The following is a 25,934-nucleotide window of genomic DNA, read 5'->3' on the forward strand; positions in this document are numbered from 1 at the left end:
AACAATTTATTTTGGCCGGTCGAGCAGCTTTCGAAATTCGTCGATCACCTGCTCCGACGCCTCCGCTGCGGCTGGTACGATCCGCCTAAGGTGCGTGAAGCCATGGGTCATGTTGGCAAATTCCATCACCTCGGTATGGACCCCTGACTGTCTTAGTCGTTCGCCATAGGCGACCGCCTCATCCCGGAGCGGATCGACTGTGGTCACGACGATCAGCGCCGGCGGCAAGCCGGAATGGTCATCGGCTGCGCTCGGCGACAGTCGCCAGTCGTCGGGATCGCTCGTGCCGATGTATGCAGCGGCCGTGGCACGCATCACGTCACACCGTAGGCTGGGATCTGCATCCGCAATTCTCGACTTCGCCGTCCAGGAGGAATCGCGCAGGTCGACAGATGGATACAACAGCAGCTGAGCCGCCAGTGGGTGGACACCGTCGTCTGTGACCGGACGCAGTCCGATTGCCACAGCCGCTGCGAGGTTTCCCCCTGCGCTGTCACCCGCGATCCCCAGTCGAGCGAAATCGCCACCAAGCTCGGCTAGGTGGTCGACCGTCCAGCTGACGGCTGCCAATGTGTCCTCGTAGGCCGCCGGGAAGGGTTGTTCTGGCGCTAGACGGTAGGTGCTCGAAACGACCACTGCCGGGAGCGCTTCGCAGATGTGCCGAATGGTATGATCGACCGTTTCGAGATCACCGACCGCCCAGCCTCCACCGTGGATGTAATGGAGCGTAGTCGCTGTTGGCCTGGTCGGCCGATAAACGCGCAGTTCAACAGGTCCGTTCGGGCCGTCGACCAGCCGCTCTTCGACCGATGCGACCTCGGTCGTCGGTCCGTCTCCCCGAATGAGAGGTAGCAGGGTTGCAGCGGTCGCCCGCTGTGCAGGCCAATCTATCGGCAGCGAAACTTCGAGCGGCACGGACGCGAGTAACTGCGAGAGCACAGGATCGAGCATCATTCTGTTTCCTCAAGAATTGATTGGAGAGCGGCTACGACCGCGTACACCTCGGGATCTTCAAAGCCGCCGGCCGCCATGCCGTTACGGACATAGGCGAAAGCGACCTGTCGCCGCGGTTCCGCGAAGGCGAGGCTCCCACCCATGCCGTCATGGCCGAAGCTCGATCCTCCGAGCATCGGCTGCACCCGCCAGGGGGTCATCACTCCTGCGGCCCAGGATGGACCGTCTTCTTCAAGGCCGAACTGACGCCCCGTTGACACAGGTTTGATGCTGTCGGCGATGACTTCGTCCGACATCAACCGGACGCCGTCTACCGGCGCGATGCAAGCGCCATAGAAGGTTGCCAGCGACCTTGCGTCGGCGATGCCACCGGCGCCTGCGAGTTCCAGCCGCTGGACAGCAGGGTCATTCAGACTGCCTTTCCCGAGGTCGGGCGCGAAGGACAGGAGACCGTTGAGCGTGAGCGCATGCCACGGCAGCGTATCTTCCATCATGGTTTCGGCGACTACTTTCGCGGCCGTCTCGGGGTCGCGGTAGACGAGACGAGCAACTCGCTCGCCTTCCTGGGCTGGCAATCCCATGAAGATGGAAAGTCCGAGCGGTTCGCAGATCTCAGTCCGAAGCCAATCGCCGAGACAATTGCCCGTCACCCGACGAACAAGCTCGCTCGTGATCCAGCCGATCGATACCGGATGATAGATATGGGTTGCACCAGGGTCGAATATAGGCTTTTGCGCTGCCAGCCGGGCGGCCATGCCTGGAACGTTCTGGAGGTCCTGAATCGTGACCTCGCCGTCCACGAAGGGGACGCCGGCACGATGGGCCAAAGCCTGGCGGACCGTGACTCTCGATTTACCGGACACAGCGAATTCGGGCCAGTACGTGGAGACTGGTTCGTCAAGGTCCAGCAGCCCCTGCGACACGAGATGCAGCACGCACACCGCGGCGACGCCTTTCGATACCGAGAACACCGGTACGATCGTGTCTCGCTCCCACGCGCGACCAGTGATCCCGTCTGCTGCGCCACCCCAGATGTCTACGACGGTTTCCCCCCCGACCCTTATGGCGCATGCCGCGCCCACCTCGGAGCCGCTCCGAAATCCAGTTTCGAATGCTTCACGGCAGCGCTCGAAATCCGGTGCAACGTGCCCGCCGATGTGAGTCGAGATAGTCATATCCCCTCCGTCCTCCTCAACGCTTCCGCGTTTGATCGAACTTGCATAGCAGCGACGAGTCGGTTTATGCAATGCATTGCATGATTAGTAGTTAGTTGGCAGTCTGGAGCGGGTGGCGATGGGAAAGAGCGATATGGGGACCCGGGCTGCTCGTCGACTGCCGGTGCGAACGAAATTACTTTTTGGCGTAGGCCAAGGTGTCGAGGTCTCGGCGACGTTCGTCGCGAACACCTTTCTCCTGTTCTATCTCACCAGCGTGGTCGGCATTTCACCGGCTGTAGCCGGAACGGTCATTTTCCTGTCGCTGCTAGTGGACGCCGTGGCGGATCCGCTGATCGGATCGTGGTCCGATAGGTCGCAGAGCAGGTGGGGTCGCAGGTTGCCATTCATGATCGGCGGACTGCCGGTCATTTGCATTGCATCTCTCGCTCTGTTCGGAATCCCGATCTCGGGGGGCACGGTGTCGGCCATCGGCCTTGCCTTGCTTTCGAACATTCTCCTCCGTGTCGGGACATCGATTTACGCACTGCCTTACGCGGCGCTCACCGCCGAGTTGACGACCGATTACGACGAGAGGTCTAGTGTCACGGTCTACAGGATGATCTTCGGATTCGTGGGAACGGTGCTCACGATCGCGCCGGCTTTCGGCGTGATATTCACGACCAAGGAGGACTATGCGTCCCGAAGTGCATACGTCCAATTGGGCCTATTATTGACCGTCGTCGTGCTGACGATGGGCTTGGCGTGCATCATCGGTGTCCGACGCGCTGTCGCTTCCAGTGCGGCTGAGCACCTACCGCCAAGCGCAACCTCCAAGTCCTTCCTTGAAGACCTTAAGGATCTTGCGCGGAATCGGTCCTTTATGGTCCTCTTCACGTCGGCCCTGATCGTGTTGATCATCGCGGGCAGCATGAACGCACTAAACCTGTACGCCTATAATCACTTCTGGAAGCTGCCGGCTGCCCAGAACCAATTTCCCATCGTCGGTTTCCAAGTGGGACTGCTGCTTGGGATCCCGCTCACGGCTCTCATACTGCAGCGCATGGAAAAGCGGGATGTGATCGTTCTTGGCATCATCGTTGTGGCGGTCGGTCAGGCATCATCGGTGCTTACGGCGTATCAGTGGCTCGGACCACTGCCGACCCCCGCGGCGACCGCAGTTTTGGTCGTCGCGAGCGTCTCGTTCGGCGCATGCAACTCGCTCTTTTTCATCGGTTTCCAGTCGATGATCGCAGACGCCGTGGACGAGCACGAATTGAAGTTCGGGCAGCGCTGCGAAGGTCTGTACTTCAGCGCGCTTGTTTTTTCAGCGAAGGCAGCCACCGGCATTGGTTCACTCGTCGCTGGGCTAGTGCTGTCCTCGGTCGGATTGAAGGCGACCGCAAACACTGTCGCTGTCCTGCCAGAACGCTCAGCGACATTCCTCGGCCTGTTGTGGGGCGCCGGCCATGGCTTGGCCTTCCTTGTAGTTTTGCCGCTGATCCTGACCTATCGGCTTGGGCGCGCGCGACATCAGGAGATCATCGTTGAACTCAATCAGCGGCGCTCGACTCGGACAGCGCGGCCAACGGGCCTTCTGGGTACGGATTAAGACCCGACCATGGTTGGAGCGCATTGATGCCGAGCTTCGGGAGCCTATTCTTCGAGACGCTTTTGCGGTTAACGCTGAAGCCGCCATCGACCGCGGAAGCGGGCAAAGACGCGGTGCGTGCTGCCGCACTCCGACCTGCGAGGTTCGGCCACCCGAAGCGCATTCGACGCGATGTCTTCATCGATCGCGTCGACCAGCATCGGTGGCCGGTCTACTCGGTGAAGCCGGTGGGAATGGAGGCGGACAAGTCGGTCATCTACGTTCACGGCGGAGCCTACTATGGGGAAATCAACCCGTTTCACTGGAGGTTGATCGCGCGGATTTCCGCCGAAGCTCATACTTGTGCGATCGTTCCGATCTATCCGTTGGTGCCCTGGGGCACGGCCCTGGAGGCGGTAGAATTTATTTCCCAGCTCGCACGGGATGAGCTGAGGGAACGTCCTGCCCGGGGGGTCAGCATATGCGGTGACTCAGCAGGAGGTAGCATTGCTTTGGCAGTGGCGATGCAACTGCGCGACGAGGGCGTGCAGCTCAGGCGGACGGTTCTCATCCATCCAGCGCTCGATCTCACTCTGTCTAATCCTGAGCTCAATGCGGTCGAACGAATGGACCCACTATTGCGGAGCGATGCCCTTCGACCGATTTTCGAGCAGTGGCGTGGCGGCCTCGATCTAACAAATCCGATTGTGAGTCCGCTGCATGGGATGATGTCTGGGCTTGGACCTATGACGGTTATCAGCGGAACGCGCGATATCACCAATCCGGACACCAGGTTGCTGGTTGCCAAGGCTAGGGAAGCGGGAGTCGAGGTCGATTATCGCGAGGGCGAGGGTTTGATACACCCGTCGCCTGCCCTGCCAACTCGTGAGGGGCGCGAAGCGCGCAGGCAAATCGTGAGAGCTCTACTTTGATCAGGGGTCCGTCAGGGTTGGTAGCTCGAAGCATCATCACACAATCGCCGACGCGCGACTGCGACCGGCGATCAACCTTACCAGTTTATGAGAAGTTTAACTTCGGAATAAGGTACTAGGCCGGTGATCGAACTTTATCACTGCCGGGAGAGCCGCTCCCTGCGACCCCTGTGGGCGTTGGAGGAACTTGGCCTACCATATCGGCCGGTTTTCCTATCTTTCCCGCCCCGCCTGCGCGAAAAAACTTATTTAGCGACCAACCCCTTGGGAACCGTGCCCTACCTGATCGACGGCGACGTGCGGATGAGCGAGTCCACGGCGATGTGTCTTTACCTGACAGAAAAATACGGCCCGACCCCATTGGCCATTAGTGCCGCTGAATCAGGGTACGCGAACTTCTTGAACTGGTTGTTTTTCAGTGACGCGACGCTGACGTTTCCGCAGACCATCGTGCTTCGCTATCGTCAATTCGAGCCAGATCCGGACGGCCGTACGGCGCTCGATTACGAAAAATGGTTCTATGGTCGTCTCAAGTCGGTAGAGGCCGAGTTGTCGGGTCGCGAATGGTTGTGCGGCGATCGTTTCACCATCGCTGACATCGCGATTGTATACGCGCTCTATTTGGGCGATACGATCGTCGGTCTAGGACCGGGGTACGGACCGAATGTGAGAGCCTATCTCGAGCGTGCGTGCGATAGATCAGCCTTCAAACGGGCGCGTGAGGTCGATATGCAGGCGCCGGCATGGCGCTAACTTGTTCGGGTAGGTCAGTGGCGTAATCTAGAGCAGCGCCAACGTCGCCGACGCTCCCGCTTTGCGGTGCCCAGTCAACACGGCTACGCGCTCGAACTACTTTCGTTGAGGAAAGAGCCTCCGTACGCAGACCTCACGATCGCCGGCGACCGTATCGCCTAGCGTGAGTTACGGATGGGTTCGGTCCAAGTGCACGTTGGCACTTCCTGATGCTGCCGGACGGTTTGGATCGTGACGGGCGCGAAAGTGAATGCCGTGCATAATGGCGATGAAAGACGGCGTCGCTTCACGCGACCGCAGCGCCTCCGGCGAGGTCACGGCCATCCGCGTCAGCCGGTTCAACGAGGCCGCTCAGCGTCTTCACGTTTATTCAGAGGTTCGGCCTCCAGACCACCTGCGCTCCGCCTCCTCCACGGTGAACAGCCTTGGCGTGTGGTAAAGTTTCAGTCGTTCCTCGCTCCACTCTGATCGCTCGATTACCGCTCCAGCGGCCACGAATGCGGGATGGTCCACGTATTGGGCCAAGAGCCGCCCCGGCGCTCCGAGAGCCAACACTTCGGGATACCTGCCGTCGAGGGTGAGGGTGCCGTCGCTGTAGCAGCCGCCATCGAACGTGAAGAATGGATTGAGCACGCCGTAGTGGCAGAACAGGGCGCCGAAGTGTCCGTCGCAGCCGTAGTGGTCATGGCTCCCGTCATGGAGCGCAGCATCGAGCTCCTGCTTGAACACCGCTGCCGGGTTGCGGCCCGCCTGTTCTATCAGGGCCAGCGCTACGTCGCTGATCCAGCCGATCGATCCCGTCGCGCGCAAGACTTTGAGGCGCTCGACGTTGCGGCAGTGACCGGAGCCCCTCCGCGAATAGACCTTCCTGAGCCTTGGTGCCGAGCTCACTTGTTCTAATCCGGACGGAGCCCAGACCTGGTAGATACCAAGTTCAACGTCGAGCGCCACGTAGGGCTGGCGGAAGAGTTTGGATCGACGGCTGGTGAAGCGCACGGGCTCCATTCGCAGCCAGAGCGGGGAGGCACCGCCTCCGAACCGGGCGACGTCGCGCTCGAAGCCTTCGCGCATCTTCCGTTCCCTTCGAAGCAGCTTGCGACGGCTCGATAAGGTGTCGACCAGCATCGAGACCATGAGCGCAGCGACTTCCTCCACCGGCCTCCACGTGTCGGGGCGCAGCTGCCAGTCGTCGATCCCGATCGGCAGGATCATCTCGCCGATGTCAAAGTCCACGACGGCCATTGCGGAGGTCGGTTCCGACACATCGCCCTCCTCGCCGACGAGGGTTGCCCGGACGTCGCGATAGTCCGGCAAGGCGACACCCAGACCGGGTTTGGCCGCTATTAGCCGCCGGAGCTCCGCTATCAGCTTCTTCAGCTCGTGGCCGGGGACGATCGTGCCATCCCAGGCGTCGATGTCGTCGACCAGCGGCTCGGCCTCGTCTAGCTCCCGCTCGCCATCCCATGCCCATTCGCCGACCGGCAGGTCGTTGTGGCCGTCCCAGGGACGCCCTAACCAGCCGAGCCGGTTATGCTTGTCCGTCCTGATGGAGACGGGCAGGCTGCGTATCCAGGGCGCGACGTCGAAAGCGCGCAGCTGCCACCAGTCCCGCCCGGCGGTCATCCCCGCCACGATTTCCTCGCCGGAGGGTGAAGGTGCGCCAGCGCAACCCGGAGCGTCGTCGTCCAATTGCGGTCTGGACTGCCGGTCCGACGCGCGGCGCCCGCTCGAAGAGCGATTCATGCCCTTGCCATCGCAAATGTATGTTTCAATCCGCTGCGGGTCCCCGCAACCAACCGTGCCACATGGCCCCGCCCCTAACCAGACGGGGCCTTGTCGTATATGACGCGCAGATCGTCGCGCTCGAATGCGTTGGGCCGATGAAGGGCGATGCCACGCCCAGGCGCCAAGGCGGCGACCGCGGCTCGGGTCGGATCGAGGCGCATGTTGCTCCTGATCCGCTGCGCGATCGAACCGCAGCCGGCCATCTCGCATACCGACCTGCGCACCGAGCGCGGCGCACATGGCGTCGGGATCAACGTCGCAGGTCTGTTGCGCTTCTTCGCGCGTCGCCGGATCACGCTCAACAAAGTCCGGGCATGCCCCGGAGCAGAACCGCCCCGACGTTCTGAAGCGTCGGTGGGAGTGGTTCCAAGGCCCGCTCGACCTAGATCCGCATCGCCAGTGGCGATTGAGCGCTGGGCGGCCGCGATGCAGGAAGAGCCCGCGCGGTCGCGGCCGGCTTTCGCCGTCGGCGTCGCTCGGGCAGAGACCGTCGAGGGTGGCTTGACCGGCTTTACCGACGAACATCGCTCGATCTTGTGGGGCGAACGCGAGCACGCTGCCGGCTGAGCGACCGACCGCGATCACGCCATCCCGCCTTCGGTAAATCGTCACCCCGACCTGAAAAGCGAACAGCTTTTGCAGCGTGAGCGGACGGTTCGCGCTCACGCCGCCGGGCGCGGGGTTATGCCCAGATCGGCTGGCCCGAACGCGTCCGGAAGCAACTCGGAAAGGCGATAGGTGATGACCGCCCCGCCCTCCGCCGCGCCACAATGGACAATCAGATCGCGTCCGCCCATCTGTGCCGCCTCGTTCAACACTTGTCGGCACCGGCCGCAGGGGTTCACCGTCGTCGTGCCGATGGGGACGCCGTGCGTATCCATCAGGCCGCCGATCACGGCAACTTCGACGATCTCGGCGAGAAAGCCCGCCGCACTTGCGCTGGCCACCGCGACCGTTTCGGCGCACAGCGACAGGCCATAGCTGGCATTCTCGACATTGGCGCCAGTCACGATCGATCCGTCACGCATCAGCAGCGCCGCCCCCACCGCGAAGCGCGAATAGGGCGCATGGGCGTGGAGCGCGGCCGCGCGAGCGGCGGCGATGAGTGTGGCGCGATCGGTCATGGTGCGGCGACGTCCCAATTGGCCGGGCCGTCGATCCCGTCGACGCGGCGCATATCGTTGGCGCGCCACAGCCGCCACGGGCGCGCGGCATAAGATGGCGCGATGAAATTGCCGCTGGCCCACAGGTTGCGCGGCAGCGCGGCGCTGATGTCGTAATCCATTTCCACCGCGCGCGATATTCGCAGCAACACCGGCTTGCGCATATGCGCCTCGATCGTTCCGGCGAGCAGCTTCAGCTCGCTCACCAGCGTGTCGCGCTCCGGCCGGGTGGTGCAGCCTGGATCGTAGCTGATGTCGATCGCCACCGGCAGCGCGTCCGCATCGGCCGGGACGAACGTATTGAACGCATTAGCCTGCTCTCGCGCCGGCTGGCAGAAGGAATAGAGGTGCACAGCGCCGCGCCGCATGCCGACCGCTTCCATGCCATGCCAGTTCGTCTCGAACGCCGGGTCGCGCTCGCGTGCGCCGCGGGTTGCGACGGCATAGGCGAAATCGGCGCCGGCGGCGGATACGTTGTTCCATTCGATCGCGCCGTCGCTTGCGCTTACGTCGACGCCCTGCACCGGATAGCGCTCGGTCGAGGGGCGCCAGTGCGTCGCATATTGCCACGCGGCCACGCCCGACAAGGCTAGCGCGGCGACGATCAACGCGAAACGTCCCAACCCCCACATCGACGTCAGCCTTTGATATGCAGGACGCAGATGAGCGTGAACAGGCGCCGCGCGGTATCGAAGTCGATCTCGATCTTGCCCGCCAGCCGCTCCTTGAGCATTTCCGCCGCTTCGTTGTGTATTCCCCGGCGAGCCATATCCACCGTCTCGATCTGCTGCGGTGTCGATTGGCGGATTGCCTGGAAATAGCTGTCGCAGATCGCGAAATAGTCGCGAATCGGCCGGCGGAACCGACCCATCGCGATGATGTGCGTCTCAAGCGGTGCGCCATCCTCGCGCCGGATCGCCATCGACAGCCGCCCCTCCTCCACCGACAACGCGAGCCGATATGGCCCGGCGTAACCGTCAGGGTGGACCTTTTGCGGCGCGAAGTGATTGCCCTCGATCAGATCGAATATCGCAATCCGCCTTTCCTGCTCGATATCCGCCGAACGCCACAATATTGTGTGCTCGTCCAGCTCGACATCGATGATCCGGGGATCGGCCATTAGCGTTGCGATAGAGGTGAACGGCGCGCGCGACAATCCACCCGCATTATCCACATCATTTGACGCAAGACGGTTGAGCCGCCGGGGGACGCGAGCGTAGAAGCCGGTGCGATGGCCACGCTCGCATTCACCCACCCCGCCGCAAATTCCGCCGAGCCGATCCACCTGCCACGCAACGTGGAGGCGGAGGCCGCGCTGCTCGGCGCGATGATGATCGACAACCGGCTTGCCGACGATATCGCCGACCGGCTTGAGCCGGCGCATTTCTACGAACCGTTGCACGGACGGATCTTCGCCGCGATCAAGACGCTGCGCGGCAGCGACATGCTCGCCACCCCCGTCACTTTGCGCCCGATGTTCGATGCGGACGAGGGGATGAAGGAGCTGGGTGGCCCCGCCTATCTCGCCAGCCTCACCGGATCCGGTGCTGGCCTGATCGGCGCGCGGCAGTTCGCGCAGCAGATTTATGATCTGTCGATGTTGCGGGCGCTGGTTTCGGTTGGCCGCACGCTGGTCGATCGCGCCATGGATACGTCGGAGGAGGTGAACCCGCGCGCGCAGATCGAGGCGGCCGAGGAAGAACTGTTCAAGGTCGCCGCCGATGGCGGAGCGGAGAACAGCGTCAAGACCTTCGTCCAGGCCACCACCATGGCCGTGAAGATGGCAGAGCGCGCGCTCAATTCCGGCGGCAATCTGTCGGGCGTCACCACCGGGCTGGATTCGGTCAACGCCAAGATCGGCGGCATGCATCATTCGGATCTCATGATCCTCGCCGGTCGCCCCGGCATGGGCAAAACCTCGCTTGCTACCAACATCGCCTTCAACGCGGCGCGGCGCTGGATGCGCGATATGGCGGACGGTATCCCGCCATCGCAGTCGGTAGGCGCGAAGGTGGCGTTTTTCAGCCTCGAAATGTCCGCCGATCAGCTCGCAACGCGTATCCTGGCCGAGCAATCGGGCATCAGTTCCGAAGCATTGCGCATGGGAAAGATCAGCCGCGCCGAATTCGAGAAGCTCGCGACGGCGGCGGCCGAGCTTGAAAATCTCCCGTTCTTCATCGACGACACCGGCGGTCTCTCGATCAGCGCCCTCCATACCCGCGTGCGCCGGCTCCAGCGGAGGCACAACAACGAAATCGGGCTAGTGGTGGTCGATTACCTCCAGCTTCTCACCGGCAGCGGCAAATCGAGCGACGGCAATCGTGTGCAGGAAATCTCCGAGATTTCGCGTGGGCTAAAGACGCTCGCGAAGGACATGAACGTGCCGGTGCTGGCGCTTTCCCAGCTCAGCCGCGCGGTCGAGCAGCGCGAGGACAAGCGTCCTCAGCTCTCGGATCTGCGCGAATCCGGCTCGATCGAGCAGGACGCGGACATGGTGTGGTTCGTGTTCCGCGAGGATTATTATGTTGGCCAGAAAGAGCCGAAGCGGCCGATGGAAGGCGACGACAGCAAGGTGTTCGAGGAACACGCGCAATGGGCGACCAATATGGAGCGCGTGTTCGGGCTGGCCGAGCTGATCGTCGCCAAGCAGCGGCACGGCGCCACCGGCAAGGTCATGCTGCGCTTCGATCCGACGATCACGCGTTTCAGCGATTACGCCGGCTATTGAGAAGGCGGCGCACGCCGCGTCTCTATCCGTGGGGTGTTCTTGAGCGCCGCGGCAAGCGCGAACCCGCGCACTTCATCGCATCGTGCGCGCGGTCGTCAGAATGCCGGCTCTTCGCCCGGCCTTGTTGGCAGATGGATGCCGCATTCCACCTTGTCCCACCCGCGCCACCGCCCGGCGCGTGGATCTTCGCCTGGCTGCACTTTAGAGGTGCAGGGCTTGCAGCCGATCGAAGGATAACCGTCCGCCTCCAGCGGATGATGCGGCAGTTCATGCTGATCGAAATATTCCTGGAGGCGTGCGCGATCCCAGTTCGCCAGCGGATTTAGTTTAAGTCGCCCCTCATCGATCTCGAAGCGGGGAATGCCCGCGCGGGTCTTGGACTGGAAGCCCTTACGACCGGATATCCATGCGTCGAACGGCGCAAGCGCGCGCCGCAACGGCTCCACCTTACGGATCTCGCAGCAGCCGTCCGGGTCATATGACCAGCGCAGGCCGTTGGCATCCTTCGTCGCGAGAAGGCGTGGATCGGGGCGATAGACGCGCAAATCGGTGAAGCCCAGCCGCTCGGCCAGCTCGTCGCGATATTCCAGCGTTTCCCCGAACATCTTCTGCGTGTTGGTGAAGATCACCGGCACGTCGCGATCGATTTCCGCGATCATGTGCAGCAGCACGGCGGATTCCGCGCCGAACGACGATACCGCCGCGATCCGACCCTTGAGCTCGCCCCTCAGCAAATCCGCGAGCATATCCTGCGTCGAGATGCCGGCGAACCGCGCCTCATAGAGCGCCGCGTCTCCAGCAGCGAAGGCCGGCGTCACGTCGATCGTATCCAGTATGCGGGCGGGTTTACCCATGACGCAGCTTCCACACCGGCACGGCGGCATCGGCGGCGGCCTGATAGTGATGCGCATAGCGAGCGAGGCTGCGATCTAGCGCTGCTGCATCGATCGGCGCCTGCGGGGCGAAACTGTCAAAACCGCAACGGCGCATGAAGGTCACCTGATCGACCAGCAAATCGCCCGAAGCGCGCAGTTCGCCAGCATACCCTGCCTCGCGAAGGATTCGCGCCGCCGAATAGCCGCGCCCGTCCCGAAACGTGGGGAAGCTTACCTCGACCAGTGCGATCTGGCCGAGATGCGGCAGCAGCGCGCGCGCGTCGTCGCCAGCCTCAAGCCGCACTGCGCCGGCATTGGTCTGCCCCGCGAGGAAACTGTCCAGCGTAATGGCCGGCTCGTCATGCGCCTCGTCGTCGCGGAAGCGCAGCAGGTTATCGCCATCAGCCATAGATCGCTTCCTTGAACGGCTCGAAGCCGACGCGACGATACGTATCGAGGAAGCGTTCGCCATCCTCGCGCACGGCCAGATACTTGTCGGTCACACGCTCGATCGCATCGACCACGCCATCTTCGCTGAAGCCGGGGCCGGTGATCTTGCCGAGGCTGGCATCCTGCGCCCCCGATCCGCCAAGCAGAAGCTGGTAATTCTCCGTGCCCTTACGGTCCACGCCAAGGATGCCGATGTGACCGGCATGATGATGGCCGCACGCGTTGATGCAGCCGGATATCTTGAGCTTCAGTTCGCCCAGCTCGCGCTGCCGCCCGAGATCGGCGAAGCGCGCCGCGATCTTCTGCGCGACCGGGATCGAGCGCGCATTGGCGAGGCTGCAATAATCGAGCCCGGGGCAGGCGATGATATCGGTGATGAGATCGAGGTTCGCCTCGGCCAGCCCCGCGTCGGACAGCGCGGCCCAGAGCGCCGGCAGATCGCGGCGCGCGACATGCGGCAGGACGATGTTCTGCGCATGGGTGACGCGCAGCTCATCGAAACTGAAGCGCTCGGCGAGATCCGCGAGCACGTCAATCTGGTCGGCCGAGGCGTCACCGGGAATCCCAGCGACCGGCTTCAGCGACACGTTGACGATCGCATAGCCCGGCTGCTTGTGCGGCTTCACATTCTGATCGAGCCAGACCGCGAAATCCGGATCGCTGCGATCGACCGCATCGCCCAGCCCGGTCTCGAACGCGGGCGGCGCGAAGAAGGCGGTGATGCGTTCAAGCTCGGCGGCCGGGGGATCGATCCCCAGCGTTTTGACCAGCGCGAATTCCTCCTCCACCTGCCGGCGATACTCGTCCGCGCCAAGCTCGTGGATGAGAATCTTGATCCGCGCCTTGTAGATATTGTCCCGCCGGCCGTAGCGATTGTACACGCGCAGCGCCGCCTCGAGATAGCTGAGCAGATCGGCGGCGGGCACGAATTCCTTGATTTCGGGCGCGATCATCGGGGTGCGGCCCATGCCGCCGCCGACGAAAATGCGCGCGCCGAGCATGCCATCGCGCTTCACCAGCTCGATGCCGATATCGTGGAGCCGCATCGCGGCGCGATCCTCCGGCGCGGCGATCACCGCGATCTTGAACTTGCGCGGCAGGAAACTGAATTCGGGGTGGAAGGTGCTCCACTGCCGCAACAGTTCGGCCCAAGGGCGCGGATCCGCGACCTCGTCGGCGGCGGCGCCGGCATATTGATCCGAGCTGATGTTGCGGATGCAATTGCCGCTGGTCTGGATCGCATGCATCTCAACCGAGGCGAGATCGGCGAGGATATCCGGCGCATCCTCCAGCTTGATCCAGTTGTACTGGATGTTCTGGCGCGTGGTGAAATGGCCATAGCCGCGATCGTATTTGCGCGCGATATGGCCAAGCATGCGCATCTGTCGGCCGTCCAGCGTGCCATAGGGAATCGCGACCCGCAGCATATAGGCGTGAAGCTGTAGATAGAGACCGTTCATCAGCCGAAGCGGCTTGAACTGATCCTCGGTGATCTGGCCGGCGAGGCGGCGCTTCACCTGATCGCGGAATTCATCGACGCGCGCGTCGACGATCGCCTGATCATATTGGTCGTACTTATACATCAGATGACCCAGCTCCCAGCGTTAGGATCGGCGGGTTTGAGTGTCAGATCAGGGCGCACCGTGGGGCCGAGTGCACGGACGCGATCCTTGATGTGCGCGGGGCGCGGGCCGGCGGGGGTTGCCGTCGCGTCGATCACATAAGCGGCATTGACGCGTCGCGCGCCATCCTCGGCCTGCGCGATCGCCTCGCCCCGATCGCCGACGTCAACCGCATCCTCGACATGGCGCGACCAGCCCGTGCCCGTCCACCAGACGACATCGCCGGTGGGCAGATCATTCCCGGTCAGCAGCTTCACGCGATATTCTCCGCAACCTTCGCCCACCGGGCCAGTTTGTCCTCGGCGTCGCTGAGTTCCACCACCTCGCCGACAACGATGATCGCAGGGCTGCCAACCCCTTCACGTTCGACCATCGCGCCGAGATCGGCCAATAAAGTCTTGATCGCGCGATGCCCGGCCAGCGTGCCCTTTTCCAGTACCGCAACCGGCATGTCGGGTGCGACGCCATCCGCCATGAGCTTGTCGGCGATCTGCTCGGCAGTGGCGACGCCCATGTAGATCACGAGCGTGCGGCCCTGCCCGGCGAGGCCGGCCCAATCCTGCTCGGACAGGCCCTTGCACTGGCCGGCCACAAAGCTGACCGCGCTCGAATGATCGCGGTGGGTCAGCGGCAGCATCGCCTCCGCCGCGCAACCAAGCGCCGCCGAGACGCCCGGGATCACCTCGACCGGCAGGCCCGCGGCGCGCACCGCCTCCACTTCCTCGCCACCGCGACCGAAGATGAACGGATCCCCGCCCTTGAGGCGGACAACGACGCTGCCGGCCTTCACATGCGCGATGATGAGCGCGTTGATCGCTTCCTGCGGCAGCGTGTGCCGGGCGCGGCGCTTGGCGACCGAGATGCGCTGTGCGGCCGGAGGGGCGAGATCGAGTACGCGCAGGTCGATCAAGCCATCGTGCACCACCACGTCCGCCTGGCGCAGCGCCTCCGCCGCGCGCAGCGTGAGCAGGCCCGGATCGCCGGGGCCGGCGCCGACAAGGATGACGCGGCCGCGCGCGTCGGGATCGAGAAGGCTCGCCATAGTGATGCGCAGATGGGCCGCGGCGAGCGCGGCGGCAACGGAGGCTTGCTTGGCCACGGCCTAGACCAGCTTTTCTCCACCCGATAAGTGTTATATTCATCTGCAACACTTGATGGATGAGGATAACGCCGTTGCGTAATTTGTTCGCCGCCCTGTTGCTAACGGGCACCGCCTTCGCCGCGCCAGCGATCGCCGCTGCCCAGGCGGTGCCGCCACCCGCCGCGCAGCCGGGGGATGGCCCGGAAGATGCCAGGCTGAAGAAGCTGTTCCACGACAGCGACGAGGCGAGCCTGAAGCGTAATCCGGTCAGCGGCATCTTTCGCGGCGACCTGCGCTATGCCGCGCATCTGGGCAATTACCTGACCGATGCGTATCTCGCGGCCGAGAAGAAGGCGAGTGAGGACGATCTGGCGGGGCTGAAGCGGATCGATCGCGCGAAGCTCACGCATATCGACCAGATCGCCTATGACGTGTTCAAGAACCAGACCGAGATCACGCTGCGCGGGTTCGCCCCGGATATCCTGAAGGCGACGAACCTGCGCCCGATCGATCACTTCTTCGGCTTCCAGACTTTCTACCCCGATTTCGCCTCCGGGCAGGGGGCAGCGCCATTCAAGACGCTGGTGGATTACGAGAACAACCTGACCCGCAACGCCGAATATGCCCAGATCCTCGATCGCGCGATCGGGCTGTTCAGGCAGGGGGTAAAGGAGAATATCGTCCAACCCAAGCTCGTCGTGCGCAACATGATCGAGCAGTTCGACAATCTCATCAACCAGGGTGTCGAGGGATCGGTGTTCTACGGCCCGGTGAAGAAATTCCCGGACGGCATTTCCGCCGCCGATCAGGCCCGGCTCCGCGCGGCCTATGCGACGCAGATCCGCGACGTGCTGATCCCCGCGCACAAGCGGATGCGCGACTATCTCGCCAACGATTATCTCGCCCATGCGCGCGACAGCGTTGGCCTTTCAGGGATGCCGGGCGGCGTGAAGCTCTACGAATATCTGATCGAGAGCAACACCACGCTGCCGTTGAAGGCGGAGGATGTTCACCAGCTCGGGCTCCGGGAGGTCGCACGCATCCGCACCGAGATGGAGGCGCAGAAGAAGGCGGTCGGTTTCAAGGGGACGCTGGCGGAATTCTTCACGGAATTGCGCACCGACAAGAAATTCCAGCCAAGCTCGGCCGAACAGCTCCGCGAAGGTTATGAGGCGATCGGCAAGCGTGTCGACGCGCGGGTGCGCGAGCAGTTCTCGCTCATTCCCAAGACCCCGCTCGAGATACGCGCGGTGCCGGCCTACAAGGAAAAGACCGAGGCCGGGGGCTCCTATCAAGGCGGCACGCCGGACGGATCACGGCCGGGCGTTTTCTATTACAATACCTATGATCTGCCCTCACGCTACATGTGGGAAATGGAGACGCTGTACCTGCACGAGGCGGTGCCGGGGCATCACTTCCAGATCAGTATCGCGCAGGAGAATGCGGCGCTGCCGGCGTTCATGCGCTTCGGCGGCAACACCGCCTATGCCGAGGGCTGGGGCTTGTACGCGGAAACGCTGTGGCACGATCTGGGCGTGGAAACCGATCCCTATCAGCGGATGGGCGGGCTGAACGACGAGATGCTGCGCGCGATGCGGCTGGTGGTCGACACCGGCATCCACGCCAAGGGCTGGACGCGCGATCAGTCGATCACCTACATGCTCGAAAATTCGCCGATGGGAAAGACCGACGCTACCGCGGAGGTCGAACGCTATATCGCAATTCCCGGGCAAGCACTGGCTTACAAGATCGGCCAGCTCACCATCTCGCGGCTGAAGGCAACGGCCAAGACGGAGCTGGGCGCCAAATTCGATCCGCGCGCCTTCCATGCGCAAGTGCTGGATACGGGCGCGCTGCCGATGCCGGTGCTTGAGGAGAAAATCCACGCCTGGGTGACGGCGGGCGGAAAGTAGGCCACCGTCATGCCCTCCGCCGCCGCCGGGTGACGGAGGGCATCAGCCTTCGTTGAGGCCGATGCCGATCGTGGCGCGAGCGGCGTCCGCCTCGTTGCTTACTACAGGATAGGCGCAATAGTCCGCCGCGTAGAAGGCGCTCGGACGATGGTTGCCTGACCAGCCGATGCCGCCGAACGGTGCGCCGGACGAGGCGCCGTTTGTCGGCTTGTTCCAGTTCACGATGCCGGCGCGCGCCCGGGCCCAGAAACGATCGAACAATTGCGGTGTCTGGCTGATGAGCGACGCTGACAGGCCGTAGCGCGTATTGTTCGCCTCGGTGATCGCCGCGTCGAAATCATTGCAGCGGGTGATCTGCAATACCGGGCCGAACAATTCGGCGTCGGGAAGACCCTCTACGCCCGTTACATCGATCAGAGCCGGCAGCAGGAAGGGCCTGCCCGCGATCGGTCGCTCCAGATGGCGGATTGGCCGGCCGCCCTTCATCAACAACTCGAGAAAGCTGTCGCTGAGCTGATCCGCCGCGTCATTGTCGATGACCGGGCCCATGAACGGGGCGGGATTGGCGAACGGTTCGTCAACGATGAGGCGCGCGACCAGCTTGTTGAGCTGCTCCATCAGCGGCTCGTACAGATTGTCGTCCACGATCAGCCGGCGCGCCGCGGTACAGCGCTGGCCCGAGGTGGTGAAGGCGGATTGAGCGATAAGGACGGCTGCCTGCCAGAGATCGGGTGTGTCCCACACCACGATCGGATTGTTGCCGCCCATTTCGAGCGCGAGGATCTTCTCCGGCTTCTCCGCGAACGCGCGATTGAGCGCGAGGCCCGTGCGAGCGGAACCTGTGAACAACAGCCCGTCGATCCCGTCATGCGCGGCGAGCGCGCGGCCTTCGTCCGGGCCGCCGATCACGACGCGGATGCACGCCTCGGGAACGCCCGCCTCGATCAGGCAGTCGGCCAGGAACACGCCGGTCGCCGGCGTTTTTTCGGATGGCTTGAATACGACGGCATTGCCCGCGAGCAGGGCGGGGACGATGTGGCCATTGGGCAGGTGCGCCGGAAAATTATATGGCCCCAGCACCGCGAGCACGCCGTGCGGCTTGTGGCGCAGCGCCATGCGGCTGCCCATCGGGGAATCGAGCCGGCGCTGCGCGGTGCGCTCGGCATAGGCGCTGACCGAGATGTCGACCTTCGCGATGACCGTGTCCACTTCGGTCCGCGCTTCCCACAACGGCTTGCCGGTCTCACGCGCGATCAGTTCGGCAAAGGCATCGGCGCGCGCGCGGACCACGTTGGCAAAGCGGCGCAGCGTTTCGATGCGGACAGTCAGCGCGCGGGCCGCCCAGTTCGCCCATCCACTGCGCGCGGCTGCCACCTCGGCATCGACGTCGCTGATCGGCGCGCGCCACAGTTCGCTGCCGGTTGCCGGCTCGTATGAGACGAGTTCGGTGGCCATCGTAATCATCCCCCCAGCGATCGCGCGCGATCCCGCCATCGAGTGTAGAGAATATCTGCGGCATTCGACAAGCTACGCCAGCGCTTCCCCCATTTCCCTTATGTGCGACACCTTGGCGTCGAGCGCCGACCAGTCATCCGCTTCGGCGATGCGTGACCAGATCGCCTCCACTTCGTCGATCAGCATCGCGCATGGCCCGCCGCGCCAATAGCCATGCGTGCGCGACGAACGAAACGCATGGCGCGCCAGCAAGGCGCGTGAATCGTCCCATTCCGGGCCATATTCGGGGGGCAGTTCCTGTGCGAAAGCGTCAAAGAAGAAACGATCGACCGCGGTGCGGCTGGTGCGCAGGGCGCGTTCGATTGACTGAACGAGGGCGCGATCAGTCGCCGGGTCGATCGATGTGCGGCCAAGTCGCCATAGCATCGCTGCGGTAATAGCGGGCTGGTAGCGATCACCGAACTTGTCGAGCAGCGCGATCATCGGCTCCGCCTCCACCAGCAGCCGCAGCGAGATCGCCAGCTGCATCACGTCCCAGTGGATCGCCTCCGGCTGGCGGCCGAAGGCGTATAGATTGGCGTGATCGAAATAAGCGGCGGTGAAGCCGGGATCCCAGGTCTCCGCGAACCGCCATGGGCCGTAATCGAAGCTTTCGCCCGTGAGGTTGATATTGTCCGAATTGAGCACGCCATGGACGAAGCCCGCGGCCATATAGCGCGCGGCGAGCGTCGCGGTGCGCGTGATGACCAGGTCGAGCAGGCGAAGGGGATCGTCGCTGTCCTCGCCGTAAAGCTCGCGCAGGACGTAGCTGACCAGCCGCCGCATCGCGCCCTCGTCGCGCTGATAGGCGAGCCGCTGGAACGTGCCGATGCGGATATGACTGTGGCTCAGCCGGACCAGCACCGCCGAGCGGGTGGGGGAAGGCTCGTCGTTGCGCTGGAGCGCCTCGCCCGTCTCGATCAGCGAGAAGGTGCGCGACGTGGGGACGTTCAGCGCCTCCAGCATCTCGCTCGCCAGGATTTCGCGCACGCCGCCCTTCAGCGTCAGGCGCCCGTCTCCGAAGCGGCTCCACGGCGTCTGCCCCGACCCTTTGGTGCCGAGGTCGAGAAGCCTGCCCGTGCCATCGCGAAGCTGCGCGAAGGTGAAGCCCCGCCCGTCGCCGATCTCCGGGTTGTAAACGCGGAACTGATGGCCGTGATAGCGCAGCGCGAGCGGCTGCGGCAGCGAGCCGGGCAGCGGCGCGAATCTGCCGAAATGGGCGATCCATTCGGCGTCGGTGAGCATGCCCAGCCCCACCTCGCGCGCGGCGCGATCGTTGCGGAAGCGCAGCCGTGTTTCGGGAAAATCCGCCGCCGCGACGGGATCGTAAAAGGCATCTCCCAGCGAAAGGAGCGCGGCTTCCGGTCGATACGCTTGCGGGTCGAAGGGCATCCGGCGATATGGGGTGCATCGCAGCAAAGGTTCAAGCATGGCCGCCTATCAGGATCTGTATTGGTGGTCGAAGGATGGCCTCCGCCTTCATGCGCGCGATTATCCGGGCGATCCGGCTGCGCTGCCGGTGCTGTGCATGCCGGGCCTTACCCGCAACGCGCGCGATTATGCGGCGCTGGCGGAGCGGCTTTGCGGAACGCGGCGCGTGATCGCGATCGAGTTTCGCGGGCGCGGCGAGAGTGCCTACGCCAAGGATCCGATGAGCTATGGCCCGCTCACCTATGCGCAGGACGTTGCCGCGCTGATCGACGAAGCGGGCATCGGGCGTTTCGTTTCGATCGGCACGTCCCTGGGCGGGATCGTGACGATGCTGCTCGCCGCCATGCTGCCCGGGCGCATCGCCGGCGCGGTGCTCAACGATGTCGGGCCGGAGATCGATGCCGACGGGCTGGCGCGTATCCGCAGCTATGTCGGCAAGCCGAGCGTGTTCCCGACGTGGATGCACGCGGCGCGCGCGCTCGCGGAATCGAATGCCGATGTCTATCCCGCCTGGCCGATCGAGGCGTGGCTCGCGATGGCCAAGCGGCTGTATCGCCTGAACAACGCCGGGCGGATCGTGCTCGACTATGATCTGAAGATCGCCGAGCCGTTTCGTGTGCCGGGCGCGGAAGCGGGGCCGGACATGTGGCGTGCGCTTGCCGCGCTGGGCGACGTGCCGGTGCTGGTGGTGCGTGGCGGCACTTCCGATATCCTTTCCGAAGCCACGGCGGCGCGGATGATCGAGACGATGCCGGGGGCGGCGCTGCTGACGGTGCCGGGCATCGGCCATGCGCCGACGCTCGACGAGGCGGGGGTGGATGACGCGATCCTCCGGCTGCTTGCCCAAGCCGATCGGGAACCGGCACGGGCGTGAGGCGTCGTTCCGGTGCATTGCCGGAGCCATCATGACCTTTCCGCTCGACCATCTGATATTCGCCCCCGCCGACGTCGATCTCGCGCGTTCGCCGCTCGCGGGGCGGGTCGACGCGGAAACCTATGTGCTGGGGGCGTTCAATCCGGGGATGACGCGGCTTGCCAACGGCAATCTGTTGCTGATGGTGCGCGTGGCGGAGGCGCTGAAAGAGCCGATCGTGAACGGCCAGGTCCGTTCGATGCGATGGGACGGTGCGGGTTGCCGGCTCGATCACTGGCCGCTGCAACTGGTCGACATCGCCGATCCCCGCGTCGTGGCGATGCGCGGCGGCGGGTGGCGGGTGATCGCGCTGACCTCGCTCTCATGGCTGTTGCCGGTCGAGCTGGATGCGGACGGGCGGCGCGTCTTGGCCGTGCACTACGATCGCGCGATCGCCCCGCGCGCGCCGTGGCAATGCTATGGCGTGGAGGATCCGCGCATCAGCCGCGTGGGCGATCGATATCTGATGACCGCCTGCTCCGTCAGCCCGGAGCGGCTGGCGACCGCGCTCTACACCAGCGACGATGCACTGGACTGGACGCTGGAGGGCATCGTGCTCGATCACCAGAATAAGGACATGCTGATCTTCGAGGGGCTGATCCACGGAAAATACTGGGCGCAGACCCGGCCGCTGGGCGAACTCTACTTCGCCTATCCGCCCGATAGCGAATGGCGCGCGGGGCCATCGATAAACCTCGCCAGTTCGCCCGATGCGCTGCACTGGAAGCCGAGCGAGCATCCCGGCATCCGCCCGCATGCCGCCACCGTCGCCAGCGCGCGAATGGGGGGCGGGGCGCCACCGATCAGGACGGACGCCGGCTGGCTCACGCTGTGGCATGGCGTGGAGCCGCACGGCATGGTCGGCATCTATCGGACGTATTGGACGCTGCTGGACCGGGACGAGCCCTGGCGGATCATCGCCAGCGGCAGCGCGCCGCTGATCGAGCCGAATTCCGCGCTCACCGATCCGATCAGCGACCAGATGTATCTCGACAACATCGTCTTCACGACGGGCATCGCCGATGGTGGCGATCATTGGGTGGTGGCGAGCGGCGAGGCTGACCTCGCGTGCCGGATCACGCATGTGCCGAAGGGGGTGATCGGCTAGGCGCAGGCCTCTCCCGTTTGCGGAGTGGATGGGGTAGGGGCGCGAGCATGGCTGGGCCGATCCGCATTCTCCACCTCCATTCCACCTTCGATCTCGGCGGAAAGGAGGCGCGCGCGGTGCGGCTGATGAACGCCTTCGGGGATCGCGCGCGCCATGTGATCGTGTCGTCGATGGACGGGCATTACGGCGCACGCGACCAGATCGAAACGGGCGTCGCCTATGAGATCGCGCAGAGCCCGCCACCGCTGACGGGCAAGCCATCGGTAAAGCGCTACGAGGCGATTGCGCGCTACATGCGCGGGTTCGATCTGGTGCTAAGCTATAACTGGGGCGCGATCGACGGATCGATGGCGCGGCGCGTGTTCGGCAGGGGCGTGCCGCCGCTTGTCCACCACGAGGATGGCTTCAACGAGGATGAGGCGGGCGGGCTGAAGCGAGAGCGCAACCTCTACCGCCGCCTCGCGCTTGGTGCCGCGCATGCGCTGGCGGTGCCTTCGGAAACGCTGGAGCGGATCGCGCTGGAGGCGTGGAAGCAGCCGCGCGGCAAGGTGCACCGTATCGTCAACGGGATCGCCACCATGGCCTATTCCCGCGCGCCCGAGCCGAACGCGATCCCCGGCTTCACCCGCAAGCCGAAGGAGGTGGTGATCGGCACCGTCGCGGGCCTGCGCGCGGTGAAGGATTTGCCGGCGCTCGTCCGCGCGGTCGGCGGGCTGGCAGGCAAATACCGGCTCGTGATCGTTGGCGAGGGGCCGGAACGGGCCGCGATCGAGCGGCAGGCGCTGGCGATGGGGATCGACGACCGGCTGGTGATGCCGGGGTTCGTGGATCGCCCGTATCGGTATATGCGGCATTTCGATCTGCTCGCGCTTTCCTCGCGTTCCGAGCAGCTTCCGATCTCGGTGATGGAGGCGATGGCCGCCGGTTTGCCAATTGTCTCGACCCCGGTGGGCGATGTGGCGCGGATGGTGGCGGCCGAAAATCTGCCCTTCATCGCCGCGCAGGCGACCGAGGTGCAACTGCGCGACGCGATGCAGCCGCTGCTGCGGGACGCGGCGTTGCGCGCGGCGGTGGGCGCGGCGAATCAGGCGAAGGCGCGCGCCCAATATGATGAAAGCGTGATGATCGCGCGCTATACCGCGCTCTATGAGGAAGCGATCGGCCGGCCGGGCGCGCTTGGCGGCTGAGCGACGCGCAACGCAATTTACTCGCATCCCCGCGCTCTTGCGTTATAGCGAATGAAAATACGTCCGAAAGGTGTCGAATAGCCGTGTTCAAGGGTCTGAAGCCGATCGTCTACAACGGCCGCGAGGTGTGGCCGCTCGTCGAGGGCGGAAAAGGCGTTGCGGCAACCAATCACGCTTCGGCCGGCGCGTGGGCGGCGGCCGGCGGCATCGGCACCGTCTCGGCCGTCAACGCCGACAGCTATGATCCTGAGGGAAAGATCATTCCGCAGGTCTACAAGGCGCTCACCCGGCGCGAGCGGCACGAGGAACTGATCGCTTATGCCGTGGAAGGCGCCGTGCAGCAGGTGCGCCGCGCGTTCGAGATCGCCGGCGGCAAGGGCGCGATCAACATCAACGTATTATGGGAAATGGGCGGCGCGCAACGCGTGCTGACCGGTGTGCTCGAACGGACGCGCGGCATGGTGGCGGGCGTCACCTGCGGCGCGGGCATGCCGTACAAGCTGAGTGAGATCGCGGCGTCGTACGATGTGAATTATCTGCCGATCGTCTCCTCCGCGCGTGCCTTTCGCGCATTGTGGAAGCGCGCCTATTCAAAGGTCGCGCATCTCCTGGGTGCGGTGGTGTACGAGGATCCGTGGCTCGCCGGCGGGCACAACGGTCTGTCGAACGCCGAAGATCCGCTGAAGCCGGAAGATCCCTATCCCCGTGTGAAGGCGCTGCGCGAAACGATGCGCGAGGGCGGCATCCCGGATTCGACGCCGATCGTGATGGCCGGCGGCGTCTGGTATCTGCGCGACTGGAGTGACTGGATCGACAATCCCGAGCTAGGCCAGATCGCCTTTCAATATGGCACGCGCCCGCTGTTGACCAAGGAAAGCCCGATCCCGGAAGGCTGGAAGGAACGGCTGATGACGATCGAGGAGGGCGATGTCCTCCTGCATCGCTTTTCCCCGACCGGCTTCTATTCGTCCGCCGTGCGCAATCCGTTCCTGCGCCACCTCGAGGCGCGCTCCGACCGGCAGATCGCCTTTTCCACGCAGGAAGCCGGGGATCACGTCTTCCAGCTCGACGTTGGCGTGAAGGGCAGGAATTTCTGGGTGACGCGCAACGATCTGCTGCGCGCACGCGAATGGTTCGGCGCTGGCTTCACCGACGCGCTGAAGACGCCGGACAATACGCTCGTCTTCGTGACGCCGGGCGAGAAAACCGAGATCCGCAAGGATCAGGCCGATTGTATGGGCTGCCTCAGCCAGTGCCTGTTCTCGAGCTGGGCCGATACAGACACCAATTCCACCGGGCGCCTGGCCGATCCGCGCAGTTTCTGCATCCAGAAGACGTTGCAGGAGATCGCGCACGGCGGCGATACCGAGCAGAATCTGATGTTCGCCGGCCACGCCGCGTTCAATTTCAGGCGTGACCCGTTCTATTCGAACGGTTTCGTGCCGACGGTGAAGCAACTCGTCGATCGCATCCTGACGGGGGATTGAGTTTCTCACATGCGGCGGAGCTGCAGGATCTGCGGCCACGCCGAGGGAGATTGTTCCGCAACGTAACAGCGCGGACATGCTGGTGCAGCAATCGGCAACTATGCACCGAGGGGTCATCGAAAGGAAATTCGAGATGAGCCCGCACCTGAGCCCGGATCGCACCTATCACAGCCGCCGCGCCTATCAGGAGGCGGTTCACGCCATTCGCACGCCAAGCGCCGACGCCTCGGCCAGCCATGACGAGCTCTGCCGGCTGCATTGCCGTCGCTTCGTCGCCGCGATGAATGGCGAGAACCGGGCGGCGGCGGCTTAGGCCCAGCCCTCCAGCACCTGATCGGGCGGGCGGTGACCATCCGCCCACATGCGTATATTCGCGATTACCTTCTCACCGGTCGCCGCGCGCCCCTCATAGGTGGCCGAACCCATGTGCGGGGTCATCACGACATTGGACAGGGCGAGCAGGCGCGGATCGATCTCCGGCTCGTGTCGCCACACGTCCAGCCCGGCGCCGGCAAGCAGGCCCTGTTCCAGCGCCGCGACCATCGCATCCTCATCCACCACGCCGCCGCGACTGGTATTGATGAGATAGACGTGCGGCTGCATCAGCGCGATGCGGCGTGCGTCGAGCAGATCGCGGCTGTCGTCGTTGAGCGGCGTGTGGATCGTCAGAACATCGATCGCGCCGAGCATCTCATCGAGATTGGGGTGCCATTGCGCGCCGAATTCGGCCTCCACCACCTTCGGCAAGCGGTGACGGTTATGATAGTGGATCGAGAGGCCGAAGGCGCGGGCGCGCCGCGCCACCGCCTGGCCGATCCGCCCCATGCCGACGATGCCCAGCGCCTTGCCGCCGATGCGGTGGCCGAGCATTCCGCCGGGGCTCCAGCCCGTCCACTGGCCGGATCGCACCAGCTTCTCGCCTTCCGCCAGCCGGCGGGGCACCGAGAGAATCAGTGCCAGCGTCATGTCGGCGGTGTCCTCGGTCAGCACGCCGGGAGTGTTGGTGACGATGATGCCGCGCGCGCGCGCTGCCTTCAGATCGATATGGTTCACGCCCGCGCCGAAATTCGCGATCAGCTTGAGCCGCTCACCCGCGCCCGCGATCAGATCGGCATCGATCGTGTCGGTCATCGTCGGCACCAGCACGTCGCAGTCGGCCATTGCTGTGGCCAGTTGCGCGCGGGTCATCGCGCGATCGCTGCGATTGTTGGCGGTGTCGAACAGCGCCTCCAGCCGATCCATTACCGCGTCCGGCAGCTCGCGGGTAACGATCACCTTCGGATTGGCGCAGCGACGCGTTTCGACCATGAAAG

24 protein-coding genes and 1 pseudogene are annotated in these 25,934 nt (G+C 64.2%); 11 read left to right on the forward strand and 14 right to left on the reverse strand.

The genetic code is table 11. The features are described from left to right. Positions 1-6 precede the first annotated feature (6 nt). Positions 7-954 (reverse strand): alpha/beta hydrolase, encoded by a 948-nt coding sequence (locus ACM61V_RS04680; protein WP_137787946.1) that lies wholly within the window; start codon positions 952-954, stop codon positions 7-9. After that, positions 951-2,129, reverse strand: a complete 1,179-nt coding sequence (locus tag ACM61V_RS04685) for a serine hydrolase domain-containing protein (protein ID WP_137787945.1) — start codon at positions 2,127-2,129, stop codon at positions 951-953. Before ACM61V_RS04685 ends, ACM61V_RS04680 begins: the two co-directional genes overlap by 4 nt. A 118-nt stretch (positions 2,130-2,247) precedes the next feature. Between ACM61V_RS04685 and ACM61V_RS04690 the strand changes: the two genes are divergently transcribed. The 3 genes from ACM61V_RS04690 to ACM61V_RS04700 all read left to right on the forward strand — a co-directional run bounded on the left by ACM61V_RS04690 (position 2,248) and on the right by ACM61V_RS04700 (position 5,384). After that, positions 2,248-3,720 carry an MFS transporter gene (locus tag ACM61V_RS04690; protein ID WP_137787944.1) on the forward strand — a complete coding sequence of 491 codons (1,473 nt, stop codon included), beginning with the start codon at positions 2,248-2,250 and terminating at the stop codon, positions 3,718-3,720. Between the two features lie 26 nt (positions 3,721-3,746). Next, positions 3,747-4,631 (forward strand): alpha/beta hydrolase fold domain-containing protein, encoded by an 885-nt coding sequence (locus tag ACM61V_RS04695; RefSeq protein WP_419713855.1) that lies wholly within the window; start codon positions 3,747-3,749, stop codon positions 4,629-4,631. Between the two features lie 123 nt (positions 4,632-4,754). Further along, the gene (locus ACM61V_RS04700) at positions 4,755-5,384 is read left to right on the forward strand and encodes a glutathione S-transferase family protein (protein WP_137787942.1); all 630 of its coding nucleotides are present in this window, start codon (positions 4,755-4,757) and stop codon (positions 5,382-5,384) included. A gap of 366 nt (positions 5,385-5,750) precedes the next feature. Here ACM61V_RS04700 and ACM61V_RS04705 read toward each other — a convergent pair whose 3' ends face one another. Continuing rightward, positions 5,751-7,016 carry a hypothetical protein gene (locus ACM61V_RS04705; protein WP_137787941.1) on the reverse strand — a complete coding sequence of 422 codons (1,266 nt, stop codon included), beginning with the start codon at positions 7,014-7,016 and terminating at the stop codon, positions 5,751-5,753. A gap of 420 nt (positions 7,017-7,436) precedes the next feature. Between ACM61V_RS04705 and ACM61V_RS04710 the strand changes: the two are divergent. Then, a pseudogene (locus tag ACM61V_RS04710) lies at positions 7,437-7,566 on the forward strand (IS630 family transposase); the annotation flags it as partial. A gap of 265 nt (positions 7,567-7,831) precedes the next feature. Here the strand turns inward: ACM61V_RS04710 and ACM61V_RS04715 are convergent. Genes ACM61V_RS04715 through ACM61V_RS04725 form a run of 3 tightly spaced genes read right to left on the reverse strand, consistent with a single transcriptional unit; the run spans position 7,832 to position 9,452 of the window. Continuing rightward, positions 7,832-8,293, reverse strand: coding sequence for a cytidine deaminase (locus ACM61V_RS04715; RefSeq protein WP_137787939.1), 462 nt, complete (start codon positions 8,291-8,293; stop codon positions 7,832-7,834). Beyond that, positions 8,290-8,964, reverse strand: a complete 675-nt coding sequence (locus tag ACM61V_RS04720; protein WP_137787938.1) for a glycoside hydrolase family 25 protein — start codon at positions 8,962-8,964, stop codon at positions 8,290-8,292. Before ACM61V_RS04720 ends, ACM61V_RS04715 begins: the two co-directional genes overlap by 4 nt. 5 nt (positions 8,965-8,969) lie before the next feature. Further along, positions 8,970-9,452, reverse strand: coding sequence for a UPF0262 family protein (locus tag ACM61V_RS04725; protein WP_137787937.1), 483 nt, complete (start codon positions 9,450-9,452; stop codon positions 8,970-8,972). A gap of 111 nt (positions 9,453-9,563) precedes the next feature. On the opposite strand from ACM61V_RS04725, the gene ACM61V_RS04730 reads away from it, so the two are divergent. Further along, positions 9,564-11,060 (forward strand): replicative DNA helicase, encoded by a 1,497-nt coding sequence (locus ACM61V_RS04730; protein ID WP_137787936.1) that lies wholly within the window; start codon positions 9,564-9,566, stop codon positions 11,058-11,060. Positions 11,061-11,155: 95 nt separating this feature from the next. Here ACM61V_RS04730 and ACM61V_RS04735 read toward each other — a convergent pair whose 3' ends face one another. The 5 genes from ACM61V_RS04735 to cobA are packed head-to-tail and all read right to left on the reverse strand — an operon-like array spanning position 11,156 to position 15,049. Continuing rightward, positions 11,156-11,914 (reverse strand): phosphoadenylyl-sulfate reductase, encoded by a 759-nt coding sequence (locus ACM61V_RS04735; protein WP_137787935.1) that lies wholly within the window; start codon positions 11,912-11,914, stop codon positions 11,156-11,158. Further along, positions 11,907-12,344: a DUF934 domain-containing protein gene (locus ACM61V_RS04740; RefSeq protein ID WP_137787934.1), complete on the reverse strand. Its 438-nt coding sequence runs from the start codon at positions 12,342-12,344 to the stop codon at positions 11,907-11,909. Before ACM61V_RS04740 ends, ACM61V_RS04735 begins: the two co-directional genes overlap by 8 nt. Beyond that, the gene (locus tag ACM61V_RS04745; protein WP_137787933.1) at positions 12,337-13,968 is read right to left on the reverse strand and encodes a nitrite/sulfite reductase; all 1,632 of its coding nucleotides are present in this window, start codon (positions 13,966-13,968) and stop codon (positions 12,337-12,339) included. The genes ACM61V_RS04740 and ACM61V_RS04745 overlap by 8 nt, the downstream gene beginning before the upstream one ends. After that, on the reverse strand, positions 13,968-14,264 hold the full coding sequence (locus ACM61V_RS04750; protein ID WP_137787932.1) for a DUF2849 domain-containing protein: 297 nt from the start codon (positions 14,262-14,264) through the stop codon (positions 13,968-13,970). Before ACM61V_RS04750 ends, ACM61V_RS04745 begins: the two co-directional genes overlap by 1 nt. Next, positions 14,261-15,049: a uroporphyrinogen-III C-methyltransferase gene (cobA, locus tag ACM61V_RS04755; RefSeq protein WP_137787965.1), complete on the reverse strand. Its 789-nt coding sequence runs from the start codon at positions 15,047-15,049 to the stop codon at positions 14,261-14,263. The genes ACM61V_RS04750 and cobA overlap by 4 nt, the downstream gene beginning before the upstream one ends. 116 nt (positions 15,050-15,165) lie before the next feature. On the opposite strand from cobA, the gene ACM61V_RS04760 reads away from it, so the two are divergent. Next, on the forward strand, positions 15,166-17,001 hold the full coding sequence (locus ACM61V_RS04760) for a DUF885 domain-containing protein (protein ID WP_137787931.1): 1,836 nt from the start codon (positions 15,166-15,168) through the stop codon (positions 16,999-17,001). Between the two features lie 42 nt (positions 17,002-17,043). On the opposite strand, the gene astD is transcribed toward ACM61V_RS04760, so the two are convergent. After that, positions 17,044-18,456, reverse strand: a complete 1,413-nt coding sequence (astD, locus tag ACM61V_RS04765; RefSeq protein ID WP_137787930.1) for a succinylglutamate-semialdehyde dehydrogenase — start codon at positions 18,454-18,456, stop codon at positions 17,044-17,046. 72 nt (positions 18,457-18,528) lie between these two features. Then, entirely contained in the window at positions 18,529-19,887 is a 1,359-nt protein-coding gene (locus tag ACM61V_RS04770; RefSeq protein ID WP_137787964.1) for a protein adenylyltransferase SelO family protein, read from the reverse strand. 37 nt (positions 19,888-19,924) lie between these two features. Between ACM61V_RS04770 and ACM61V_RS04775 the strand changes: the two genes are divergently transcribed. The 5 genes from ACM61V_RS04775 (at position 19,925) to ACM61V_RS04795 (ending at position 24,934) form a co-directional block, all read left to right on the forward strand. Beyond that, complete coding sequence (locus ACM61V_RS04775) at positions 19,925-20,800, forward strand: alpha/beta fold hydrolase (protein WP_137787929.1); 876 nt, start codon at positions 19,925-19,927, stop codon at positions 20,798-20,800. A 31-nt stretch (positions 20,801-20,831) separates the two neighbouring features. Beyond that, positions 20,832-21,947 (forward strand): glycosidase, encoded by a 1,116-nt coding sequence (locus tag ACM61V_RS04780; RefSeq protein WP_137787928.1) that lies wholly within the window; start codon positions 20,832-20,834, stop codon positions 21,945-21,947. Positions 21,948-21,994: 47 nt separating this feature from the next. Beyond that, the gene (locus ACM61V_RS04785; RefSeq protein ID WP_137787927.1) at positions 21,995-23,134 is read left to right on the forward strand and encodes a glycosyltransferase; all 1,140 of its coding nucleotides are present in this window, start codon (positions 21,995-21,997) and stop codon (positions 23,132-23,134) included. Positions 23,135-23,217: 83 nt separating this feature from the next. Then, positions 23,218-24,621 (forward strand): NAD(P)H-dependent flavin oxidoreductase, encoded by a 1,404-nt coding sequence (locus ACM61V_RS04790; RefSeq protein ID WP_137787926.1) that lies wholly within the window; start codon positions 23,218-23,220, stop codon positions 24,619-24,621. Between the two features lie 133 nt (positions 24,622-24,754). Beyond that, positions 24,755-24,934 (forward strand): hypothetical protein, encoded by a 180-nt coding sequence (locus ACM61V_RS04795; protein ID WP_137787925.1) that lies wholly within the window; start codon positions 24,755-24,757, stop codon positions 24,932-24,934. Here the strand turns inward: ACM61V_RS04795 and ACM61V_RS04800 are convergent. Then, positions 24,931-25,929 carry a 2-hydroxyacid dehydrogenase gene (locus tag ACM61V_RS04800; protein WP_137787924.1) on the reverse strand — a complete coding sequence of 333 codons (999 nt, stop codon included), beginning with the start codon at positions 25,927-25,929 and terminating at the stop codon, positions 24,931-24,933. The genes ACM61V_RS04795 and ACM61V_RS04800 overlap by 4 nt on opposite strands. Positions 25,930-25,934 lie beyond the last annotated feature (5 nt).

Source organism: Sphingomonas sp. TX0543 (assembly GCF_048565505.1).
Classification (GTDB): domain Bacteria; phylum Pseudomonadota; class Alphaproteobacteria; order Sphingomonadales; family Sphingomonadaceae; genus Sphingomonas.

Bases quoted from the DNA above. Each gene is read 5' to 3' on its own strand.
- ACM61V_RS04720 (WP_137787938.1), bottom strand. From the start codon at position 8,964: ATGTGGGGGTTGGGACGTTTCGCGTTGATCGTCGCCGCGCTAGCCTTG.
- ACM61V_RS04690 (WP_137787944.1), top strand. From the start codon at position 2,248: ATGGGAAAGAGCGATATGGGGACCCGGGCTGCTCGTCGACTGCCGGTG.
- ACM61V_RS04680 (WP_137787946.1), bottom strand. From the start codon at position 954: ATGATGCTCGATCCTGTGCTCTCGCAGTTACTCGCGTCCGTGCCGCTC.
- ACM61V_RS04725 (WP_137787937.1), bottom strand. From the start codon at position 9,452: ATGGCCGATCCCCGGATCATCGATGTCGAGCTGGACGAGCACACAATA.
- ACM61V_RS04745 (WP_137787933.1), bottom strand. From the start codon at position 13,968: ATGTATAAGTACGACCAATATGATCAGGCGATCGTCGACGCGCGCGTC.
- ACM61V_RS04735 (WP_137787935.1), bottom strand. From the start codon at position 11,914: ATGGGTAAACCCGCCCGCATACTGGATACGATCGACGTGACGCCGGCC.
- ACM61V_RS04800 (WP_137787924.1), bottom strand. From the start codon at position 25,929: ATGGTCGAAACGCGTCGCTGCGCCAATCCGAAGGTGATCGTTACCCGC.
- astD (WP_137787930.1), bottom strand. From the start codon at position 18,456: ATGGCCACCGAACTCGTCTCATACGAGCCGGCAACCGGCAGCGAACTG.
- ACM61V_RS04695 (WP_419713855.1), top strand. From the start codon at position 3,747: ATGCCGAGCTTCGGGAGCCTATTCTTCGAGACGCTTTTGCGGTTAACG.
- ACM61V_RS04770 (WP_137787964.1), bottom strand. From the start codon at position 19,887: ATGCCCTTCGACCCGCAAGCGTATCGACCGGAAGCCGCGCTCCTTTCG.
- ACM61V_RS04780 (WP_137787928.1), top strand. From the start codon at position 20,832: ATGACCTTTCCGCTCGACCATCTGATATTCGCCCCCGCCGACGTCGAT.
- ACM61V_RS04685 (WP_137787945.1), bottom strand. From the start codon at position 2,129: ATGACTATCTCGACTCACATCGGCGGGCACGTTGCACCGGATTTCGAG.
- cobA (WP_137787965.1), bottom strand. From the start codon at position 15,049: ATGGCGAGCCTTCTCGATCCCGACGCGCGCGGCCGCGTCATCCTTGTC.
- ACM61V_RS04760 (WP_137787931.1), top strand. From the start codon at position 15,166: ATGAGGATAACGCCGTTGCGTAATTTGTTCGCCGCCCTGTTGCTAACG.
- ACM61V_RS04775 (WP_137787929.1), top strand. From the start codon at position 19,925: ATGGCCGCCTATCAGGATCTGTATTGGTGGTCGAAGGATGGCCTCCGC.
- ACM61V_RS04785 (WP_137787927.1), top strand. From the start codon at position 21,995: ATGGCTGGGCCGATCCGCATTCTCCACCTCCATTCCACCTTCGATCTC.
- ACM61V_RS04730 (WP_137787936.1), top strand. From the start codon at position 9,564: ATGGCCACGCTCGCATTCACCCACCCCGCCGCAAATTCCGCCGAGCCG.
- ACM61V_RS04795 (WP_137787925.1), top strand. From the start codon at position 24,755: ATGAGCCCGCACCTGAGCCCGGATCGCACCTATCACAGCCGCCGCGCC.
- ACM61V_RS04715 (WP_137787939.1), bottom strand. From the start codon at position 8,293: ATGACCGATCGCGCCACACTCATCGCCGCCGCTCGCGCGGCCGCGCTC.
- ACM61V_RS04740 (WP_137787934.1), bottom strand. From the start codon at position 12,344: ATGGCTGATGGCGATAACCTGCTGCGCTTCCGCGACGACGAGGCGCAT.